Origin of the sequence: Amycolatopsis lexingtonensis (assembly GCF_014873755.1) — a bacterium.
Taxonomy (GTDB): Bacteria; Actinomycetota; Actinomycetes; order Mycobacteriales; family Pseudonocardiaceae; genus Amycolatopsis; species Amycolatopsis lexingtonensis.
The window spans coordinates 7,524,235-7,544,146 of record NZ_JADBEG010000001.1; the positions used below are offsets into that span (position 1 = coordinate 7,524,235).

Sequence of the window (19,912 nt, forward strand, 5' to 3'; positions counted from 1 at the left end):
GTCACTCCAATGTGTTCGGCTCCCCGGCCGGGCACATACTCGCCTTACTCGCCGGTAACTTCAGGATATTACCTGCGGGTAACTGGAGCAAGCAGATCCGCACTACCGAGTATCGGAAATCCACACAAAAGTGGCGTTGTGCCTGGGGAAGGGCCTCAGCGGTGCCCGGGGATCGCCGTTGTGTCGGCCGTCACCGGCACGTGGCCGTCCTCGGTCCGGGCGATGAGGATCCCGCCGCGGAAGGCGATGGTGACCGCGTGTGTCCGGTCCCGCGCGGACAGCTTGCGCAGGATGCTTTTCACGTGCGTCCGGACCGTCTCGACGGAGAGGAACAGCAGCTTCGCGATCGCCGAGTTCTCGAGACCTTCGGCGACGAGCTGGAGGACCTGGTATTCGCGCCTGGACAGCGGCATCGCGCCGCGCCCGGCGGGCGGGCTGTCGTGGGCGAGGTCGCCCTTGGGCACGGTCGACCGCTTCGGCCGGGCGGTCAGCGCGGCCAGCGCCGGGTCGATGTACCGGCGTTCGGTGTGGGCGCGCCGGATCGCTTCGGCGAGCCGCCGTGAATCGATCGACCGCGGCACTATCGCGTGCGCGCCCGCGGCGATCGCGGCCGCCAGGTACTGCTGGGTGCGATTCGCGTCACGGATGAGCGTGACGAGGATCAGCGCCGGGTCGCCGGCGTTGAGCAGCTTGGTCAGGTGGCAGTTCGGATCGAGCGCCGAATCGAGCACGACGACGTCCGGCTTGACCTGCTCACACAGCTGCAGCGCGGCGTGGTGGCTGGCCGCCTGCCCCGCCCAGTGCAGCCCCTGGCTGCGGTGGACGAGCGCGGCGAGACCGTCCCGGTAGATCGGGACGGGATCGACGACCGCCACGCCGAGACTGCGCCCGCCTGGTCCGATCGGCCCCGTGGGCCTGCGGGTGGGCTCGATGCCGTGCATCGTGGGCCTCCGTCTCCTGCGCCGTCGCTCCTGGGGCGCCTCCCGGCGCCGTCCGGTCTCCCCTGCCGGGACCGGCCAAAAGTGACTCCTCCTGCTTGGTACGAGTCGCGATTGCGCAGCTCATGACGCCAATTCCCCCTCATGGCCCAACCGTCCGGTCACAGCAAACTCTCGGTAGAAAACGGTGCGAGCGGGTTCGTGCGGTGGGGCTGGGGAGAACCTGATGGGGGTGTCGTTGCTACTGAGGGTGGCCCGCAGGTCGTTCAACGATTTCGACAGTCGCGGGATGCGGCTCGCAGCCGCCCGAACTCCGCTCCGAGCCCGGCCGGCGTCCAGTGCGCGTTGAGCCCGCTCGGGTTCGGGAGCACCCACACGTGGGTGTCGCCGATCACGTGTTCCTGCGGGCCCACGCCCGCCTTGGGGAAGCCGAACGCGGTGCGGTACGCGGTGATCCCGACGACGGCGAGCCACGCCGGCCGGTACTCCAGGACCTTCGCGACGAGGATCTTGCCGCCTTCGCGCAGTTCGTCGGCGGTGAGTTCGTCCGCACGGGCGGTGGTCCGGGCGACGACGTTCGTGATGCCGAGGCGGAGGTCGAGGAGCTGGTCCTGCTCGCTGGGCAGGTAGAGGCGCGGGGTGAACCCGCCGGCGTGGAGGGCGGGCCAGAAGCGGTTGCCCGGGCGGGCGAAGTGCTGCTTGAGCACGCCGGAGTAGAGGCCGGGGTTGATGCCGCAGAAGAGGACGTCGAGGTCCGGGGCGATGACGTCGGGGATCGTCGTGTTGTGGGCGGCGGCGAGTTGGTCCTTGGTAGGTCGGGTGCTCACGCGTCCAGTTTCCGGCACGCTCGGGGGATGGATGTCACCGCGGACGGCTGCTCGGTCGAGGTCTACCTGCTGCTCTCGCCCCGCGGCGAACCGGAGATCGTGCACGCGGCGATCCGGCCGAGCGCGTCGATCCTCGAGCTGGGCAGCGGTCCGGGCCGGGTCACCCATCCCTTGCTCGAGCTGGGCCACGAGGTCGTGGCGGTGGACGACTCGCCCGCGATGCTGGAGCACGTCCGGGCGGAAACGGTGTGCTCGCGGATCGCCGACCTCGACCTCGGCCGCACGTTCGACGCCGTTCTGCTGGCCAGCCACCTGATCAACACCGCCCGCGACCAGGACCGGCAGGCGATGCTCCTCGCGGCCCGGCGCCACCTCGCCCCGGACGGGCGGCTGATCGTCGAATGGCACCCGCCGGAGTGGTTCGACACGGCCGCGTCCGGCCAGGGCGGGCCGATCGGCGAAGTGGCCGTCGAGCTGGCCGACGTGGTCCGCGACGGCGATCTGCTGTCCGCGACCGTGCGGTACTCGGCGCGAGGACGACGGTGGCGGCAAGAGTTCACCTGCCGCCGGTTCGCCCTCGAAGAGGCGCTGACCTCGGCCGATCTGATCTTCGACGGGTGGCTGACGGCCGACCGGACGTGGTTCGCCGCCCGGCCTGGTCGCGAGGGGTAGCGGAGCACGCACGGACCTGCGTACCCTTTGTGATCTCCCGCACAGCGTCGTACCGAGGAGGATCACGTGCAGCTTCCGCTCATCCTCGGGCTCGTCGCGCTCGTGCTGGCCGTCGCCGCGCTCGTCGTCGTCCTCGAGGACCGGCGGGCCGCCAAGCGGGCGGCCCTGCAGCGGAAGGCGCGGTTAGCGCGTCTGGGCGAGGTGGACCCGCTCGCGCCGAGCCGGCTGCACGCCGACCGTTGAACGCCGGCCGCGCAGCAGCGTGAGCAGGAGCGCTCCGAAGACCCAGCCGACGCCGGCGCCGAACGCGTTGTTCATGAGGTCGTCGACGTCGAAGATGCGATAGACGAACGGTGCGGTGCCGAAGTTCGCCGTGAGCTGCGTGATCTCGATGAGCAGTGACGCGGCGAAGCCGATCAAGGTCGTGCCGACCAGGCCGCGGCGCCACAGGATGCGGGCGAACACGCCCAGCGGGACGAACAGCAGCACGTTCAGGCACGCCTGCTGGAACGTCTGCGTCGCGAACCACTGCGACAGCGGCTCCCCGTGCTTGAGCAGTTCGGAGTGGATGTCGGTCAGCCACTGGAACGGGTGCAGCTGCACCGTCTGCGTCAGCCGGCGGGCGCCGGGGCCGGGCAGGGGAAGGAAGACGACCGCCAGCGTCATGCACGCGTAGAGCAGCACCGCCGCGGTGGTGGCGATGCCGCGCAGGCGCAGGCCGCCGTACCGGGCGAGCTGGGTGAGCAGCTGCGGCACCAGGATGACGGTCCACAGCGCGAGAAAGCCGATGAAGCCGTACTGCAGGGCCGTGACCTGTGCGTTCGTCATGCCGACGACGTTATGGATCTTGACCCGGGTGCCGCTTCGGTCGATGAGCCGGACGGTCCGGACGCCCATCGGCCACTTGGCCGACCTCGCCACGGGCCGATCGGTCAGGGGCGGAGCGTGGCCGAAGTCATCCAGGGATAACCGGATGCGCCTTGCGCGGACCCGGGAATGACTACGACGCTTCGCACGTCGGAGTGTTGTACAGGCAACGAAAGGAACGCTCATGGCACCGGTCCGGGTCGGCATCGTCGGGCTCAGCGCGAACGGCGGCTGGGCCGCCACCGCGCACGTGCCCGCGCTGGCCGCGGTGGAGGGCTACGAGCTCCGCGCACTGAGCGGGAGCAGCGCCGAGACGGCGCGGGTGGCCGGGGAGAAGTACGGCGTGCCGCTGACCTTCGGCGACGCCGGGGAGCTGGCCCGGCACCCGGAGGTCGACCTGGTCGTCGTCGCGGTGAAGGTGTCCGAGCACCGGGCGCTCATCGAGCCCGCGCTGGCCGCGGGCAAGCAGGTGCTGAGCGAGTGGCCGCTGGGCGTCAGCCTGGCCGAAACGCGGGCGCTCGCCGAAGCCGCGAAGACCGGGCAGACCGCCGTCGGCCTGCAGGGACGGTCCGCGCCGGCGTTGCGCTACCTGCGTGACCTCATCAAGGACGGCTACGTCGGCCGCGTGCTTTCGACGTCGCTGATCGCGTCGGGGGCGAACTGGGGGCCGAGCGTCCGCGCCGGGCGGGACTACCAGCTGCACCCCGAGGGCGGGGCCACGATGCTGACCATCCCGTTCGCGCACACCGTCGACGCCGTCGACATGGTGCTCGGCGGCTTCACCGAGCTGTCGGCGACGATGGCGACCGTCCGGCCGCGCGTGCGCGACGAGGTCACCGGCGACTCGGTCGCGATGACCGCGCCGGACCAGATCGCCGTCACGGGGGTGCTGGCCGGCGGCGCGGTCGCGTCGATGCACCTGCGCGGCGGGACGTCGCCCGCCACGGACTTCCACTGGGAGGTCAACGGCACCGAGGGCACGCTGGTCGTCGAGGCCGCCGACCCGCTGTTCTGGATCGCGAAGCTGACGCTGCGGGGCAGCCGGACCGGCTCGCTGGAGAAGCTGACCGTGCCCGCGCGCTACGAGCTCCCGCAGCTGGCCGGGCGCAGCGCCGAGCCGTCGTACAACGTCGCGCACGCCTACGCGCGGCACCTGAAGGGCGATCTGCCGGACTTCGCGCACGCCGTGCGGGTGCACCGGGTGCTCGACGCCGTCCAGCGGTCGGCCGACACCGGCACGCGGATTCACCCGGACGCAGAGTAACTGTTACCGACGGTTGTAGCTTTTCCGCGAACCCCGACTTACTCTCGGGTAATGGACGACGTCGTCTACGACCGCGTGGGCACCGGCGAACCCCTGGTGCTGATCCACGGCATCGGCCACCGCCGTCAGGCGTGGGCACCGGTGGTGCCGCTGCTCACGCCGCATCGCGAGGTCATCGCCGTGGACCTGCCGGGCTTCGGCGAGTCGCCCGAGCCGTCGAACGGGTACGGCATCGAGCCCGCGCTGGTGCTGTTCAAGCAGCTGTTCACCGACCTCGGGATCGACCGGCCGCACGTCGCGGGCAACTCGCTCGGCGGGCTGCTGTCGCTGGCGCTCGGCCAGGCCGGGCTCGTCCGCAGCGTCACGGCGTTGTCGCCGGCCGGGCTGTGGAACCGCACGCAGAAGATGTACGCGATCGCCACCCTCAAGGCCCACCGCGCGCTCGCCCAGCGCACGCCGCCGCACGTCGTGCGCCGCATCGCCGCGACCGCGGCCGGGCGCAAGGCGCTGACCGGGATGATCGTCGGGAAGCCGGCGCTGCTGACCCCGGACGCCGTCGTCGAGGACGCCCACGCGCTCGCGACCGCACCCGGCTTCGAGCCGACTGCCGCCCAGTCCCGCGGGGACTTCCGCTTCACCGGCCCGGTCACCGGCGTCCCGGTCACCATCGCGTGGGCCGCGCACGACCGGATCCTCGCCCGGCCGCGCGTCGCCGACCTGCGGAAGATCGCTCCGGACGGGACGTTCCGGCTGCTGCCGGGCTGCGGGCACGTGCCGATGAACGACGACCCGGAGCTCGTCGCCGAGGTGCTGCTTCAGGGAAGCCGTTAGGTGACATTCGCTTTACGTCCGTCTTTTGACCCTGGTAGCTGACTGCTCCGCGAGGCAGAATCCTCCGCCGTGCGCCCGTTCGGGGACCTTGGGCGCGAATCGGAGGAAGAACACTCATGAGGCTTTCAACCCGGCTCGCGGTGTGCGCCGCGGCCGCGCTGGCGACGACGGCGGTGACCACCGCGCCCGCGTTCGCCGGTCAGCGCCCGGACCCCACCACCGACGTCCGGATCATCGGGTTCAACGACCTGCACGGCAACCTCGAGCCGCCGTCCGGCTCCAGCGGCCGGGTCGTGCAGTCGGACGGGACCACAGTGGACGCCGGTGGCGCGGCTTACCTGGCCACGCACGTGAAGCAGCTCCGCTCGCAGGTGCGCAACTCGTTCGTCGTGTCCGCCGGGGACAACATCGGCGCGTCGCCGCTGACCTCGGCGCTGTTCCACGACGAGCCGACCATCGACTTCCTGAACATGCTGGGCGTGAACGCGTCCGTCGTCGGGAACCACGAGTTCGATGAGGGCTACAAGGAACTGCAGCGCATGCAGTTCGGCGGCTGCCACCCCACGGACGGTTGCCAGTTCCAGCCGACCTTCGACGGTGCGAAGTTCCCGTTCCTCGGGTCCAATGTGTACTTCACCAACGGCCTGCCCGCGCTGTTGCCGTTCACCGTCAAGTTCGAAGGCGGCGTGCCGGTCGGCGTCATCGGCGCCACGCTGAAGGACCTGCCGTCCGTCGTCACGCCGGAGGCGATCAAGGGCCTGAAGTTCGGCGACGAGGTCGAGGCGATCAACCGCACCGCGAACCTGCTCGACTACTTCGGCGTCAAGGCCCAGGTCGTGCTCATGCACCAGGGTGACGGCACCGAGGTCGAGGGCCCGAACGACTGCAAGCTGCGCCCCGGTCCGGCCGCCGCGATCGCGGCCGCGGTGACGCCGAAGGTCGACGCGTTCTTCACCGGGCACAGCCACCAGCAGTACAACTGCGTGATCAACGACCCGGCGGGCCAGCCGCGGCCGGTCATCCAGGGCTCGTCGTTCGGCAGGCTGCTTTCGGTGGTGGACCTGAAGATCAGCCTGAAGACGCGGGACGTCGTGCGCTCGCAGACCAAGGCGTTCAACGAGATCGTCACCCGGACCGTCACGCCGGACCCGGCCGTGGCCGCGCTGGTCGCCGACGCCAAGGCGAAGTCCGGCCCGATCGCGAACAAGCAGGTCGGCACCATCACCGCGGACCTGCCGGCGGCGGGCAACGCGGCCGGCGAGTCGCCGCTCGGCGACGTCATCGCCGACGCGCAGCTCGCGGGCACGGCGTCGAACAACGCGGTCGTCGCGATCACCAACCCGGGCGGCATCCGCGCCGATCTGACGTACAAGTCGTCCGCGAACGGCGAGGGCGACGGCGTGGTGACCTACGGCGAGGCGTTCACCGTCCAGCCGTTCTCGAACATCATGCAGACGATCACGCTGACCGGCGCGAACCTGAAGAACGTGCTGGAACAGCAGTGGTCCGCGAGCGGCACGAAGATCCTGCAGATCTCGAGCTCGCTGCACTACTCGTACTCGGCGGGCGCGCCGATCGGCTCGCGGGTCTCGGACATCACGGTCAACGGCACGCCGGTCGACCCGGCGGCGACGTTCCGCGTGTCGGTGAACAACTTCCTCGCCGCCGGCGGGGACGGCTTCACCGAGTTCACCAAGGGCACGAACCTGGCCGGCGGACCGGTGGACCTGGACGCGTTGATCGCGTACCTCGGCGCCCACCCGAACCTGGCCCCGCCCGCGGCGGACCGGATCACCCGCCTGCCGTAGCTCCGCTATTTCCAAGACGCCGGGTCGACAATGGACCCATGACGACCTGGGAAGACGTCGTGCGCCTGGCCTCGGGACTGCCCGAGGTCGAGGCGTCGACCTGGTACCGCACGCCCGCGCTGAAGGTGGCGGGCAAGGGGTTCGCGCGGCTGCGCACCGAGGCCGAGGGCGGCCTGGTCGTGCTGTGCGGACTCGACGAGAAGGCCGCGTTGCTGGATTCCGGCGACGCGGCCTTCTTCACGACTCCGCACTACGACGGCCACGGCATGGTCATCGTCGACCTGGAGAAGGTCGACGTCGATCAGCTGCGCGAGCTGCTCGAAGAGGCGTGGCGGCTGCGGGCGCCCACGCGACTCACTTCAGCTCGCCCTTGAGCATGCTCATCAGGATCATGTCGTGGCGCCGGCCGTCGGCCGCGACGAACGCCTCGCGGTGGCGGCCGTCCTCGGAGAACCCGACCTTGCGGTAGACGTGCCGCGCGCGCTCGTTCTCGGCGACCACCCAGAGCGTGATCATGTGCAGCCGCATGGAGTTGAAGCCGTAGTTGCACATCAGGCGCAGGGCTTCGGTGCCGTAACCGCCGCCGTTGCGGTACCCGGCGTCGCCGATGTAGATGTCCAGCTCGGCGTTGCCGACCTCGGGCACGGCGTCGCGGAGGTCGACGATGCCGATCAGCTTGCCGTCGGCTTCGATGCCGAGGACGACGAGTTCGTAGCTGTTGACCGGGCGCTCCGCGGCGTGCTTGCGGAGCTGCGCGAGCGACCGCGGGTAGCCGGTGTTCATCCACCGGCCGACCTCGGGGTCGGAGCCCCACGGATGGATCCGGTCGGCGTCTTCCGGCTCGAGCGCGCGCAGCCGGACGAGTTCGCCTTCGAGCACTTCTCCCCCTAGTCCCGCTTCAGCAGCAGGAAGTCGTGGACGTCCAGCAGGCCGAGCACCTGCCGGATCGGCACCGGCATGGCCTGCCGCGACTCATCATGCACGAGCTCGGCGCCGTGCACGGCCACCTTTTTCCGCCGGAAGACCAGCGTGCAGCGGCCGGCGGCGAGCACGTTCTTGACCCAGTCGGCGTCGGGCCCGTAGGTCAGCGCGACGACGAAGCCGTCCTTCGTGCGGAAGACGTTGACCGGCGTGCGGAACTCGCGGCCGGACTTCCGTCCCTTGTGGACGACGAGGGCGAAGCCGGGCGCCCAGCCGGCAACGTGCTTGAGGACCTGGTTGGTCGCGACGCGGTTGAAGCGGGCGACCCGCTTGGAGAGCACCATGGCCCCATGGTGATCCGGCGAGGGCAAATTATCAACAGCCGATGAATTAGCCGATCGGGTGACCCCGGCTCCTCGGCCGCACCGCGCCGATGGTGGGATGTTGCGCATGTCGACCGCATGGCCGCTGCGCCAGGACCCGGAAGCGCCGGTGATCATCGCACTGGCTCTGGTCAACGACCCGGACGCGCTGGGCTTCGTCGTCCTGGACGACGAGGACGACTTCTTCATCAGCGACGGCACCGAGCTGTCCGATGACGTGGTGGTCAACCGCGAGAGCTTCGGGAAGCTGTCGCTGCGCGAAGCCGTCGAACTGCTGCCGCAGCTGGGCGCGCTCGCGAGCGTGCCGACGGGCATGGCCGCCGACTGGGACCCCGAGCGCCGCACGTGGCTGCTGTCGTCGGTGACCGGTTCCGACGACGAAGACGAGGACATCCGGCTGCTGGCCCAGCGCCGCGCGGCCTGGAAGTTCGAAGGCTCGCCGGACGACGAAGCCCAGATCAGCAGCGGCTTGACGGAGATCCCGACGGGTCCGCAGCAGCCGCTGCGCGCGGTCCGCCAGGTCGTCCGCGAGCAGGACGGCACGTGGCTGTTCGTCGGCTTCGAGGTCCCGGAAGCGGAGGACTTCGAGGTCGAGGGCCTGGAGCTGGAGCACGTCGCGAACCTGTACCCGGACGTCCGCACGGTGCTGAAGGCCGCGCCCGGCCAGGTCTACGACCGCGCCACCCCGGACGGCGATTGGGAACTCGTCGAGGGCTGAGTGTCCAGGGGACGCCAGTCCCGTTCGTCCTTACAGTGAGAGCCGGCGATCGGCGCCGGTCAGGATCCTGTGAGGAGCAGCCATGCCCCAGTACGCCGCGATCATCTACGCCTCCGACGTCGACCCGACCAAGCCCGAGGCCGCGGACATGATGAAGGACTACAACGAGTTCCACGACGGCGCCCAGGCCGTCATCCGCGGCGGCGCGGCGCTGTACCCGACGGCCACCGCGACGACGGTGCGCGTCACCGGCGGCAAGGGCGGCGACATCGTCACGAGCGACGGCCCGTACGCGGAGACGAAGGAAGCCCTGACCGGCTTCTACCTGCTCGAATGCGCCGACCTCGACGAAGCCGTGAAGCGCGCGGCGCAGATCCCGGGCGCCTGGGACGGCGCGATCGAAGTCCGGCCGGTCGTCGACTTCGGCAAGTGACCGACGCCGGGGACGCGGTCGCGCGGCTGGTCCGGGACGAGGGGACCCGGGTACTGGCCACGCTGGTTCGCGTCACCGGCAGCGTCGACCTGGCCGAAGACGCGGTGCAGGACGCCGTCGTGCGCGCGCTCGAGACGTGGCCGCGCGACGGCGTCCCCGGTAACCCCCGCGGCTGGCTCCTGGTGGCGGCCCGCCGCCGCGCGGTCGACGTCGTCCGCCGCGAAGCCAAGCGCCTCGGGAAGGAGGCGGACGCGATGCCGGCCATCGACCCGACCCCCGACCCGGTTTCGGTCCGCGACGACCTCCTGCGGCTGGTGTTCACGTGCTGCCACCCGGCGCTGTCGCTGGACGCCCAGGTGGCTTTGGCGCTCCGGACATTGGGCGGTTTGTCGACCGCGGAGGTGGCCCGCGGGCTGCTGGTCCCCGAAGCGACGATGGCGAAGCGCCTGACGCGCGCGAAGCAGAAGATCGCCCAGGCACGCATCCCGTACCGCGTGCCGGCCGCTTCGGAGCTGCCGCTGCGCCTGTCCGGCGTGGCGTCGACGGTGTACTTGATCTTCAACGAGGGCTACACGGGCCGCGTTTCGCTGCTCGACGAAGCCGTCCGGCTGGCTCGGCTGCTGGCGTCACTGATGCCGGACGAGCCGACGGCGCTGGGTCTGCTGGCGCTCGTGCTGCTGCAGGACGCCCGCCGCCCGGCCCGCTTTTCGGCGACGGGGACGCCGGTGCTGCTGGCCGACCAGGACCGTTCGGCGTGGAACGCCGAGCTGATCAAGGAGGGCGTCGAGCTGGTCGGCGTGGGCCTGCGCCGCACCCCGTCGATCCCGAACCCGTACGTGGTCCAGGCGGCGATCGCGGCCTGCCACGACCTGGCCCCGTCGTACGCGGAGACGAACTGGAACGCGGTGATTTCCTGGTACGACGTGCTGTTGTCGATCCAGGACACCCCGGTGGTCCGCCTCAATCGCGCGGCGGCGGTGGCGGAACGCGACGGGCCGTCGGCGGCGTTGGCTTTGGTGGACGCGTTGCCGGATTTGGCGGATTACCCGTGGTGGCACGCGTCGCGCGCGGAGTTGTTGCACCGCTTGGGTTCGCCGTCGGCTTTCGAGGCGTGGGAACGGGCGGTGGAAACGGGATTGCCCGACGCGCACGCGGTTGAATTGCGGGCGCGGCTGGAAAGCGAAAACCCCGGGCGGAATGCCCGGGGTTTCGGTGAGAGCGGATGACGGGAATCGAACCCGCGTATTCAGCTTGGGAAGCTGATGTTCTACCATTGAACTACATCCGCAGTGTGTCGCCAGCATACACGGCGGCGTGATCCCCTTGTCCAGACCCCTCCTCCTTGACGTCGGCGCGTCAAGTGACAACACTTGTTGTCGACCTCGGAGGTGAGCATGGAGGATCCCGAGCTGTTCCGCCAGGGCGGGTTCCGGCTCGCGTCGCGGCTGTTCATCGACGGGGACATCCGGGGTGACGAGCGGCAGGTGGCCCGGCTGCGGGAGTTCGCGCAGGTGCAGGACCGGCTCGCGGACGACGTCGTCGCCTGGATGGCGCGGCAGCCGAAGGGGCAGGGGCGGCGGCTCTTCGAGGACGCGCTCCGGGGCGGGCCGGTGGCGTCCGGGCCGCTCAAGGAGTTCTTCGAGCAGGTCGACGCCAAGCCTTACTGGGTCGACGACGAGCGGCTCGAGCGCGGGGCGCGCGCCATCACTCGGGCCGGGTTGCTGGGGCTCTTCCCGCTCGGGGACATGTCGCTGATGGGCGGCTACCTCGCGTCCCGGGCGACGAAAGCGCTGGTCGGGACCGGGGAAATCGAGTACCAGGCCACGCGGCGGCTCGTCGAGACCGCCACCTGGTGGATCGACGTCACCACGCCCGGCTCGCTCAAGCACGGTGAGAAGGGGTACGCCTCCGCCCTGCGGATCCGGCTCGTGCACGCCCACGTGCGCGCCGCCATGAACGGGCGGGACGACTGGGACTACGAGGCCTGGGACCGGCCCGTCAACCAGGTGCAGACCGCCGGGACGCTGCTGCTCTTCTCGCTCGTCTACGTCTTCGGTACGCAGCTGCTCGGCCTCCGGTACTCCGCGCGCGAACGCGGCGACATCCTGCACCTCTGGCGCTACATCGGCTGGCTCATGGGCGTCGACGACGAGCTGCTGCCCACGTCCGAAGAAGACGCCTGGCGCCTGTTGTGGCTGCTCGCCGCCACCGAGTTCATCCCGGACGACGACTCCAAGCGGCTCGCCAAGGCGCTCGTCGAGGCCAACGCCGCCGTCGGGGAGGGGCGCGGGGCCGTCGGGAAGGTCTTGTCGCACGTCTCCGTCGCCGTGCACTCCTCGATCAGCAGGCTCGTGCTCGGGAAGACCAACGCGGACTTCCTCGAGCTGCCGAACGATCCCGTGGCGCAGGCCGCGATCGTCGCCGTGGCCGGGGTCAACTTCGCCGCCGAGACCGTGCGGCGGTTCATCCCCGGCGCAACGGCGCTGCAGGAACGGATCGGGCGGGCCGGGCGCCGCGGGTATGTGAAGCGGCTCGAGAAGATCTTCGCGCCCGATACGTCCTACGCGCAGCACATGCGGGTCGCCTGAGCCCACCGGATAGGCTGCCGGGCGTGCTGCTCAGTGACCGTGACCTCCGCAAAGAGCTCGACGCCGGCCGGCTCGGCATCGACCCCTTCGATGCCGGCATGGTCCAGCCGTCGAGCATCGACGTCCGGCTCGACCGGTTCTTCCGCGTCTTCGACAACAGCAAGTACACCCACATCGACCCGCAGCTGCAGCAGGACGAGCTGACCTCGCTGGTCGAGAAGGAGGGCGACGAGCCCTTCGTGCTGCACCCGGGCGAGTTCGTGCTCGGGTCGACGTACGAACTCGTCACGCTGGCCGACGACCTTGCCGGCCGCCTCGAGGGCAAGTCCTCGCTCGGCCGCCTCGGGCTGCTCACGCACTCGACCGCCGGGTTCATCGACCCCGGGTTCTCCGGGCACATCACGCTCGAGCTGTCGAACGTCGCCAACCTGCCGATCACGCTGTGGCCGGGCATGAAGATCGGCCAGCTCTGCATCTTCCGCCTGTCGAGCGCGGCCGAGCACCCGTACGGCTCCACCGAGGCCGGGTCCCGCTACCAGGGGCAGCGTGGCCCGACCCCGAGCCGGGCGTACAAGAACTTCCACCGCGTCGACACCTGGCGCTAGGCCGCGATCTTCTCGTTCCAGTCGATGCGGTGCTCCCACATGAAGGCGTTCGGGTCCTCGTCGAACGGCTTCGAGAACACCCGCTTGATGAAGAAGTCGCGGACGACGCGCCCGACCGGGCCGATCACCTTCTGCTCGCCGTTGCGCTTGCCGGCCGCGACGACCGCTTCGACGCGCTCGCGCCGCAGGCCCTCGTAGGTGGCGAGGGCCCGCGGAACCTCCGGCACGTCGCGGAGGCACTTGGCCAGGGTGACGGCGTCTTCGATGGCCATCGACGCGCCCTGGCCCGCCGCCGGTGACGTCGCGTGCGCCGCGTCGCCGATGATCACCATGCGGCCGCGGTGCCAGACCGGGACCGACGGGAAGTCGTACGTCGGCCACGCCGGGTAGACCTCCCGCGTGGCGCGGATGATCCCGGTGGCGGGCGTCCGGTCGCGGGACACCAGGTCCAGCAGCTCTTTCCGCAGCTTGTCCCTGGCGAGCGCGGCCAGTTCGGACGCGGTCGGCTCGGTCTTGCGGGCCGGGTTCGCGAACCACCAGACACGGCCGTCCGGGCTGACGACGTGGCAGAAGAAGACCCGCTTGCCGAACACCATGTTCAGCACCCCGGGCTCGTCCGGCAGCGTGAGACCTTCGGCGATCCCGCCGGTGTTGAGCAGCGGGACGTACCGCGGCGGCGGCGCGTCCGGGTCAATGATCGTGCGGACCCGCGAGCGGAGGCCGTCGGCGCCGATCAGGAGTTCGCCGTCGGTGTGCGAGCCGTCCGAGAAGTCGGCTCTGACGTGCGTGTCCGTCTGGCTCGCGCCGATCAGCCGCTTGCCGTACTCGGCGAGGATGCCGCGCCGCGCGGCTTCGTCGCGCAGGGCGACGTAAAGCTCGGAGCGCAGGACGGTCTGGCTCACGGTGCCGTCCGGGAGTGCGCCGCCGAGGGGGAAATCGGTCAGCCGGGTGCCGTCGCCGAGCCCGATCGACATCCGCGGCGAGTCGAAGCCCGTGCGCCGGACGACGTCCTTCAGGCCGAGCGGGAGCAGCGCGTCCAGGCCGTTCACCGCCAGGGTCAGGAACGCGCCGACGCCCTCCGCGCCGCGGTCGTACGCCTCGAACAGCACCGGTTCGTGCCCGGCTTCGTGCAGGGCGATGGCCGTGATCGTGCCCGCGATGCCGCCCCCGATGATCAGCGCCTTGGTCATGTCGTTCGTCCCCTCGAATCTCTTAGTAACTAATTCGTTCTGTCGAACTAAAGAGTGCGCTAGGCTGGCGGCCGTGTCAAGCGAACGTGCGCGGCTGGTCGAAGAGGTCCTGTTCAGGTCGCGGGAGCTGTCGACCGAGACGGTCATGTTCCACACCGCGATCGCCGAGACGCGCGGGCTCTCGGCGGTCGACGCCAAGGTCCTGGACTACCTCGCGCGGTTCGGGCCGCAGACGCCGAAGGACCTCGCGCGCCTGTCCGGGCTCGCGCCCGCGTCGGTGACGGCGATGATCGACCGGCTGGAGCGCAAGGGCATCGTCGGCCGCCGCCCGCACCCCGACGACCGCCGCCGGGTGCTGATCGCGCTGGACGAGCAGGCCATCGCGAGCGGCGTGCACCTGTGGGACCACCTGGTCAAGGGCATGTACGAGCTCTGCGACCGCTACACCGACGACGAACTCCGGACGGTCATCGGGTTCGTCGAGGCGGCGACGACCCTCACCCACGAGTCGACGGCGAAGCTGACCGGATCCACGAACGAGTGAGTTCGAAGGCGTAACCCCGGCGCTCGTGCCAGGCTCCCAAGGTCGTCTCGGCCCCGGAGGTGGCGAGGAGTGCCGTTGCCCGAAAGACCGCTTCGCCTGGTTGTGGTGCTGGCACTGGTCTTCCTGGCCTCGGCCGTCGTGCCGTCGGCGAGCGCGACCGCCGCCCCGCCGTTCGCGGTGGGCTACGACGCCGTCGTCTACGGAGACTTCCTGTACGCGGGCAACGGCGTCCTGCGCTGCCCGGTCGACGCCGACCACGCGCCGGTTTCCGGCCCGGTCGCCACGCCCGCCGCCTGCGCGAACACCGCGGACCGCAAGGACACCCTCGCCAACGACGACTTCTTCCTGCAGTGGGCCGACATCGACGCCGACCCGGGCACCTTCGACTCGGCCAGCGCGTCGGTCAGCATCCCGCCGGGCGCGAAGATCGCGTTCGCCCGGCTGAACTGGGCCGGCAGCACGACGTGCCGGAGCGCTGTTCTCCCGCCGGGTACGCCCGCGAAGCAGAACGTCCGGCTTTCGGTCGGCAGCGCGAAGTCCGTCGACCTCACGCCTTCCGGGTACGCCGAAGACGCGGGCTACTACTCGGCGCACGCCGACGTGACCGACCGGTTCGCGAACGCCCCGACCGGGACGGCGCTCGGCCTGACGGTCGGGAACGTCTGGGCCGCCAAGGGTTTCGACTGCGTCGGCGGGTGGTCGATCGCCCTCGTCTACGCCTACCCGGAGCGCAACGCGGACTTCGCGCCGAACAAGCGCAAGGTCGTCGTCTACGACGGGCACGTCCACCAGAGCGCCGGCGCCCCGGCCGCGGAGACGACGATCACCGGCTTCCGCGCCGCGGCCGCCGACGCGCACCTCGGCGTCACCGCCTACGACGGCGACTGGGGTGCCTCCGGCGACCAGTTCCTCGTCGACGGCACCCCGGCCGCCGAGCCCGCGACCGGCGGAACGTCCAACTTCTTCGTCGCGAACGCCGACAACGCGGCCGGCCCGGCCGTGAAGAACAACTTCAGCGTCGACGCGAAGGCGTTCAACGTCGACCGCGTCGCCGCCGGCGCGACCAGCGCGAAGCTCGGCTTCGTCACCACCGGCGACGCCTACCTCGCGCAGAACCTCGCGTTCTCGGTGCCGGTGCCCGAACTCCAGCTCGCCCTGCGCGCGACCCAGCCCAAGGCGCACGCCGGCGAGCCGGTCACGTTCGCCGTCGCCGTCACCAACCCGGGCGGGGTCCCGGCGACCGGGGTGCAGGTGACGGCCGACGCCTTCCCGCCGTGCGCGAAGCCGCTCGGCACGCTCGCCCCGGGCCAGACGGTCGGCTACACCTGCACCGGACCCGCCCCGGCCGACGACTCGACGATCGAAGCCAAGGCGACCGGCACGAGTGCGCTCGGCGACCCCCTCGACGGCGTCGCCGCCGCCCACGTCGACGTCCTGCACCCGGCGCTCGGCCTCACGAAGACCGCCGACCGGCCCGCCTACCGCGCCGGCGACACCGCGACGTTCACGGTCAAGGCCGTGAACACCGGCGACACCGGGCTCAGCGGCCTCCGGGTCACCGACCCGAAGACGCCTTCGTGCGAGCAGTCGCCGCCCGGCACGCTCGCCCCCGGCGAAAGCCGGACGTGGGAGTGCACGGCAAAGGCTCCGATCGCCGACGGCGTCACCACCGCGACCGCCACGGCCACCGACGAGCTCGGCAAGCAGGTCACGGCCACCGCCGACGCACCCGCGCCGACGATCGCGCCCGCCGTCGAGCTCACCAAGACCGCGAACCCGCCGGTGATCCACGCCGGCGACCCCGTCACCTGGACCGTCACCGTGCACAACACCGGCGACAGCCCCCTGGCGCCGGTCACCGTCACCGACGACACGACGACGTCGTGCTCGCGCACCTTCCCCGGCGGCCTGGCCGCGGGCGCGACGCAGACGTACACGTGCACGGCGAACCCGTCCCGCACGACGACGTCCCACGCGACCGCCACCGGCACCGACCGCAGCGGTCAGCCGGTGACCGCCACGGCGTCGGCCACCGTCACGGTGATCACCCCGGCGCTGACGCTCGCAAAGGACGCCGCCCCCGCCATCGCCCGCGTCGGCGACCCGGTGACCTTCACGATCACCGTGGCCAACGCCGGTGACACGCCGCTGACCGACGTCGCCGTCGCCGACGACCGGACCCCGGCCTGCGCCAAGGCGATCGGCGCTTTGGCACCGCAGGGCAAGCAGACGTACACCTGCACCGCGCCCGCGCCGGCCGACGACTTCACCAACACGGCCACCGCGACCGCCAAGGACCAGCTCGGCGGCCCGGTGAAGGTGACCGACGACGCCGTCGTCGACGTCATCCACCCCGCCGTCGCGCTCGCCGCGAAGGCCGCGCCCGCGCAGGTCCGCGAAGGCGACACGGTGACCTGGACGATCACCGCCACCAACACCGGCGACGTGCCGCTCACCGGTGTCGCGGTCGCGGACGACCAGGTCGCCGCGTGCGCGAAGCCCCTCGGCACGCTCCAGCCGCAGGCGACACAGTCGTACTCGTGCACGACCGTCGCGGCCGCCACCGGCTTCACGAACAAGCCGGTGGTGACCGGCACCGATCCGACCGCCCGGTCGGTCACGTCCACCGCCGAGGCCGCGTTCGCCGTGCAGCACCCCGCCGTCGCGATCACCGCGGACGTCACGGGCGGCCCGTTCCGCGAGGGCGACACCGTGCCGTTCCGGATCACCGTGCGCAACACCGGCGACGTGCCGCTGACCGGCCTCCACGTCACGGACGAGCAGGCCGCGCGAACCACCGGCTGCAACCAGGTGATCGACGGCGCGCTCGAGCCCGGCGGCACCCGCGAGTTCGGCTGCACCGCGACCGCGCCGGCCGACGACGTCACCCGCACCGTGCGGGTGAGCGCCACCCCGCCGGCCGGCCCGGACGTCACCGCCTCCGCCGTCGCCACCGTGGACGTCGTCCACCCGGGCATCGCGATCACCAGGACGGCCGACCCCAAACTGGTCCGCCGAGGCGACACCGTCACGTCGACGATCACCGTCACGAACACCGGCGACAGCTTGCTGCGGGAAGTTTCGGTGGCCGACGAGCTCGCCCCGGACTGCACCAAGTCCTTGGGGCCGCTCGAGCCACAGGCGAAGCAGGCTTACAGCTGCACCGAGGTCGCCGGCGACGCCGACTTCGCCGCCACCGCGAAAGCGACCGGTACCGACGCCACGAACCGTCCGGTGACCGCCACCGCCGAGGTCCCGGTCAAGGTCATCCACCCCGCGGTCACGATCACGAACGACGCGGCGCCCGCGCAGGTCAGGCAAGGCGACACCGTGACGTTCACCCTCGTCGTCGCGAACACCGGTGACGTGCCACTGACCGACGTGTCCGTTGTGGACAGTCGCACTCCGGCGTGCGCTCAGTCCATCGGCACCCTCCCTCCCGGCGCCTCCCAGCGCCACTCCTGCAAGGTAGCCGCCGGCACCGACAATTTCGTGAGTTCCGCCACCTCGACGGGAACCGATCCGACGAACCGCCAGGTCAGCGCCACCGACGACGCGGCCTACACCGTGCTGCACCCCGGACTGGCGATCGCCCAGGACGTCCACGGCGGCCCCTTCCGCGCAGGCGACCCCGTGACCTCGACGATCACCGTCACCAACACCGGCGACGGGCCGCTGACCGCGGTGCGGGTCGACGCGTCCTGCGCGAAGGCGTTCGACCGGCTGGAGAAGGGCGCCGCGCAGAAGTTCGACTGCACCACGACCGCCCCGGCCGACGACGTCGTCACCACCGCCAAAGCGACGGCGAACGCCCCCGTCGGCCCGCCGGTCGCCGCGGCGGACAGCGACGAGATCGACGTCATCCACCCGGCGCTGAAGCTGACGAAGGACGCGAAGCCCGCGACGGTGCGCGCTGGCGACGAGGTCACGTTCACCGTCGTCGTGCGCAACACTGGCGACGTCGCACTGACCGGGGTGTCCGTTGTGGACGATCAGCCGTGCGCGAAGGCGTTCGACGCCCTGCCCGCCGGTGCGACACAGACTTACACCTGCACCCGGAAAGCGTCGGACGACGATTTCACCGACGCCGCGGAAGTGACCGGATCGGATCCGACCGGTCGCTCCGTGCAATCGTCGGGTGAAGCAAAAGTCGACGTCGTCCACCCTGAAATCGCGGTGATGAAGGACGCGACGCCGTACGAAGTCGCGGAAGGCGGCACCGTCACGTTTTCCGTCTTGGTCAAGAACACCGGTGACGTGCCGCTGACCGCCGTGTCCGTCGTCGACGACCACACGCCGTCGTGCGCGCATACCGTGCCCGAACTGGCCGCGGACGCCGAAATCACCTACACCTGCACCACCGTCGCGGGGAAACAGGGGTTCACGGGCAAGGCGACGGCGACCGGGCAGGACCCGACCGGGCGCCCGGTGACGGCGTCCGGCGACGCCACGTTCGTCGTGCGGCACGGCTGAATGGAGTAACGCGGGAGCGTCCGATTGCCGCGAAATTCCTGCCCGTCGGCGACGAGTGCGACCGAAGAAATGTGATCAGTGCGTTAGCAGGTTCTCGTCGTAATCGTCCCGTGATACGTTCCTGCGCCGTGTCCCCCCTTGGTGAACGTGCTCGCGTGGTGATGGTGTCACTCAGTGTGCTGCTCGGCGTTTTTTCCGCCGCGGCCGGCACTTGGATGGCCTCCGCGGAAGGAAACACCGCCGAGCTCGGCGCCGCGGCGCTGGTACTGCCGAACGCGCCCGCCGGCTCCGGTGGCGGCAGCGGCACCGACCTCGCCGGTGGCAAGACCCGGCCGAGCACGCCGGCCGGGCCCGCGCCCACCGACCCCGCTCCGACGACGTCCAGCGCGGCGCCCACCCCGACCGAGACCTCCGCGGCCCCGCAGCCGACGACGTCGGCGGCGCCGCCCCCGACCACCAAGGCCGCGGCCCGCGTCGCGGCCACGGCCACCGGCCAGGTCCTCTCGCTGGTCAACGACGAGCGCGCGAAGGCGGGCTGCGACCCGCTGACCGAGGAATCGCACCTGACCGAGGCCGCGCAGGACTACAGCGACCAGATGTCGGCCGGCGACTTCTTCTCGCACACCAGCCCCGACGGCACCACGTTCGACCAGCGCATCAAGATCGCCGGCTACTCGAAGCCGGGCGCGGAGAACATCGCGAAGGGCCAGACGTCCGCGGCCCAGGTCATGGACGCCTGGATGAACTCCGAGGGCCACCGCGCGAACATCCTGAACTGCAGCCTCAAGAAGCTCGGCGTCGGCTTCACCAAGGCGGGCAACTACTGGGTCCAGGACTTCGGGTACTGAGG

General features: G+C 70.8%; 20 protein-coding genes and 1 tRNA gene. 14 read left to right on the forward strand and 7 right to left on the reverse strand.

Annotation, left to right across the window (positions count from 1 at the left end):
• Positions 1-155: 155 nt before the first annotated feature.
• Positions 156-941: a response regulator transcription factor gene (locus H4696_RS34675; protein WP_086864125.1), complete on the reverse strand. Its 786-nt coding sequence runs from the start codon at positions 939-941 to the stop codon at positions 156-158.
• Positions 942-1,204: 263 nt separating this feature from the next.
• Complete coding sequence (mug, locus tag H4696_RS34680) at positions 1,205-1,765, reverse strand: G/U mismatch-specific DNA glycosylase (RefSeq protein WP_086864124.1); 561 nt, start codon at positions 1,763-1,765, stop codon at positions 1,205-1,207.
• A 27-nt stretch (positions 1,766-1,792) separates the two neighbouring features.
• On the opposite strand from mug, the gene H4696_RS34685 reads away from it, so the two are divergent.
• Positions 1,793-2,437: a class I SAM-dependent methyltransferase gene (locus H4696_RS34685; RefSeq protein WP_086864123.1), complete on the forward strand. Its 645-nt coding sequence runs from the start codon at positions 1,793-1,795 to the stop codon at positions 2,435-2,437.
• 66 nt (positions 2,438-2,503) lie between these two features.
• The gene (locus H4696_RS34690) at positions 2,504-2,680 is read left to right on the forward strand and encodes a hypothetical protein (protein WP_166640279.1); all 177 of its coding nucleotides are present in this window, start codon (positions 2,504-2,506) and stop codon (positions 2,678-2,680) included.
• Here H4696_RS34690 and H4696_RS34695 read toward each other — a convergent pair.
• Positions 2,621-3,265, reverse strand: a complete 645-nt coding sequence (locus tag H4696_RS34695) for a VanZ family protein (RefSeq protein WP_086864131.1) — start codon at positions 3,263-3,265, stop codon at positions 2,621-2,623. The two genes, H4696_RS34690 and H4696_RS34695, sit on opposite strands and share 60 nt — an antisense overlap.
• Before the next feature lie 223 nt (positions 3,266-3,488).
• On the opposite strand from H4696_RS34695, the gene H4696_RS34700 reads away from it, so the two are divergent.
• From H4696_RS34700 to H4696_RS34715, 4 genes are all read left to right on the forward strand, one after another.
• Positions 3,489-4,568 carry a Gfo/Idh/MocA family protein gene (locus H4696_RS34700; RefSeq protein WP_086864122.1) on the forward strand — a complete coding sequence of 360 codons (1,080 nt, stop codon included), beginning with the start codon at positions 3,489-3,491 and terminating at the stop codon, positions 4,566-4,568.
• A gap of 51 nt (positions 4,569-4,619) precedes the next feature.
• Positions 4,620-5,399: an alpha/beta fold hydrolase gene (locus H4696_RS34705; protein WP_086864121.1), complete on the forward strand. Its 780-nt coding sequence runs from the start codon at positions 4,620-4,622 to the stop codon at positions 5,397-5,399.
• A gap of 116 nt (positions 5,400-5,515) precedes the next feature.
• Positions 5,516-7,207, forward strand: coding sequence for a bifunctional metallophosphatase/5'-nucleotidase (locus H4696_RS34710; protein WP_192782689.1), 1,692 nt, complete (start codon positions 5,516-5,518; stop codon positions 7,205-7,207).
• A gap of 38 nt (positions 7,208-7,245) precedes the next feature.
• Positions 7,246-7,581 carry an MmcQ/YjbR family DNA-binding protein gene (locus H4696_RS34715; RefSeq protein WP_086863921.1) on the forward strand — a complete coding sequence of 112 codons (336 nt, stop codon included), beginning with the start codon at positions 7,246-7,248 and terminating at the stop codon, positions 7,579-7,581.
• Here the strand turns inward: H4696_RS34715 and H4696_RS34720 are convergent.
• Positions 7,562-8,086, reverse strand: a complete 525-nt coding sequence (locus H4696_RS34720; RefSeq protein ID WP_086863920.1) for a GNAT family N-acetyltransferase — start codon at positions 8,084-8,086, stop codon at positions 7,562-7,564. The two genes, H4696_RS34715 and H4696_RS34720, sit on opposite strands and share 20 nt — an antisense overlap.
• A gap of 8 nt (positions 8,087-8,094) precedes the next feature.
• Positions 8,095-8,472: a nitroreductase family deazaflavin-dependent oxidoreductase gene (locus H4696_RS34725; protein WP_086863919.1), complete on the reverse strand. Its 378-nt coding sequence runs from the start codon at positions 8,470-8,472 to the stop codon at positions 8,095-8,097.
• A gap of 106 nt (positions 8,473-8,578) precedes the next feature.
• Here H4696_RS34725 and H4696_RS34730 point away from each other — a divergent pair, with 106 nt between their 5' ends.
• The 3 genes from H4696_RS34730 (at position 8,579) to H4696_RS50945 (ending at position 10,888) form a co-directional block, all read left to right on the forward strand.
• Entirely contained in the window at positions 8,579-9,229 is a 651-nt protein-coding gene (locus H4696_RS34730; protein ID WP_086863922.1) for a hypothetical protein, read from the forward strand.
• Between the two features lie 82 nt (positions 9,230-9,311).
• Positions 9,312-9,662, forward strand: a complete 351-nt coding sequence (locus H4696_RS34735) for a YciI family protein (RefSeq protein WP_086863918.1) — start codon at positions 9,312-9,314, stop codon at positions 9,660-9,662.
• On the forward strand, positions 9,659-10,888 hold the full coding sequence (locus H4696_RS50945) for a sigma-70 family RNA polymerase sigma factor (RefSeq protein ID WP_192782690.1): 1,230 nt from the start codon (positions 9,659-9,661) through the stop codon (positions 10,886-10,888). Before H4696_RS34735 ends, H4696_RS50945 begins: the two co-directional genes overlap by 4 nt.
• Here the strand turns inward: H4696_RS50945 and H4696_RS34745 are convergent.
• Positions 10,880-10,950 (reverse strand) — tRNA-Gly (locus H4696_RS34745). The two genes, H4696_RS50945 and H4696_RS34745, sit on opposite strands and share 9 nt — an antisense overlap.
• Positions 10,951-11,056: 106 nt before the next feature.
• On the opposite strand from H4696_RS34745, the gene H4696_RS34750 reads away from it, so the two are divergent.
• Positions 11,057-12,250 (forward strand): oxygenase MpaB family protein, encoded by a 1,194-nt coding sequence (locus H4696_RS34750; protein ID WP_086865669.1) that lies wholly within the window; start codon positions 11,057-11,059, stop codon positions 12,248-12,250.
• Between the two features lie 23 nt (positions 12,251-12,273).
• Positions 12,274-12,855 (forward strand): dCTP deaminase, encoded by a 582-nt coding sequence (gene dcd / locus H4696_RS34755; protein ID WP_086865668.1) that lies wholly within the window; start codon positions 12,274-12,276, stop codon positions 12,853-12,855.
• On the opposite strand, the gene H4696_RS34760 is transcribed toward dcd, so the two are convergent.
• Positions 12,852-14,045 carry an FAD-dependent oxidoreductase gene (locus tag H4696_RS34760; RefSeq protein ID WP_086865667.1) on the reverse strand — a complete coding sequence of 398 codons (1,194 nt, stop codon included), beginning with the start codon at positions 14,043-14,045 and terminating at the stop codon, positions 12,852-12,854. The two genes, dcd and H4696_RS34760, sit on opposite strands and share 4 nt — an antisense overlap.
• Positions 14,046-14,118: 73 nt before the next feature.
• Here H4696_RS34760 and H4696_RS34765 point away from each other — a divergent pair, with 73 nt between their 5' ends.
• The 3 genes from H4696_RS34765 (at position 14,119) to H4696_RS34775 (ending at position 19,910) form a co-directional block, all read left to right on the forward strand.
• Positions 14,119-14,589: a MarR family winged helix-turn-helix transcriptional regulator gene (locus tag H4696_RS34765; protein ID WP_086865666.1), complete on the forward strand. Its 471-nt coding sequence runs from the start codon at positions 14,119-14,121 to the stop codon at positions 14,587-14,589.
• A 69-nt stretch (positions 14,590-14,658) separates the two neighbouring features.
• On the forward strand, positions 14,659-19,062 hold the full coding sequence (locus H4696_RS34770; RefSeq protein WP_338078708.1) for a DUF7507 domain-containing protein: 4,404 nt from the start codon (positions 14,659-14,661) through the stop codon (positions 19,060-19,062).
• Between the two features lie 155 nt (positions 19,063-19,217).
• Complete coding sequence (locus tag H4696_RS34775) at positions 19,218-19,910, forward strand: CAP domain-containing protein (protein ID WP_192782691.1); 693 nt, start codon at positions 19,218-19,220, stop codon at positions 19,908-19,910.
• The last annotated feature ends 2 nt before the right edge of the window (positions 19,911-19,912 follow it).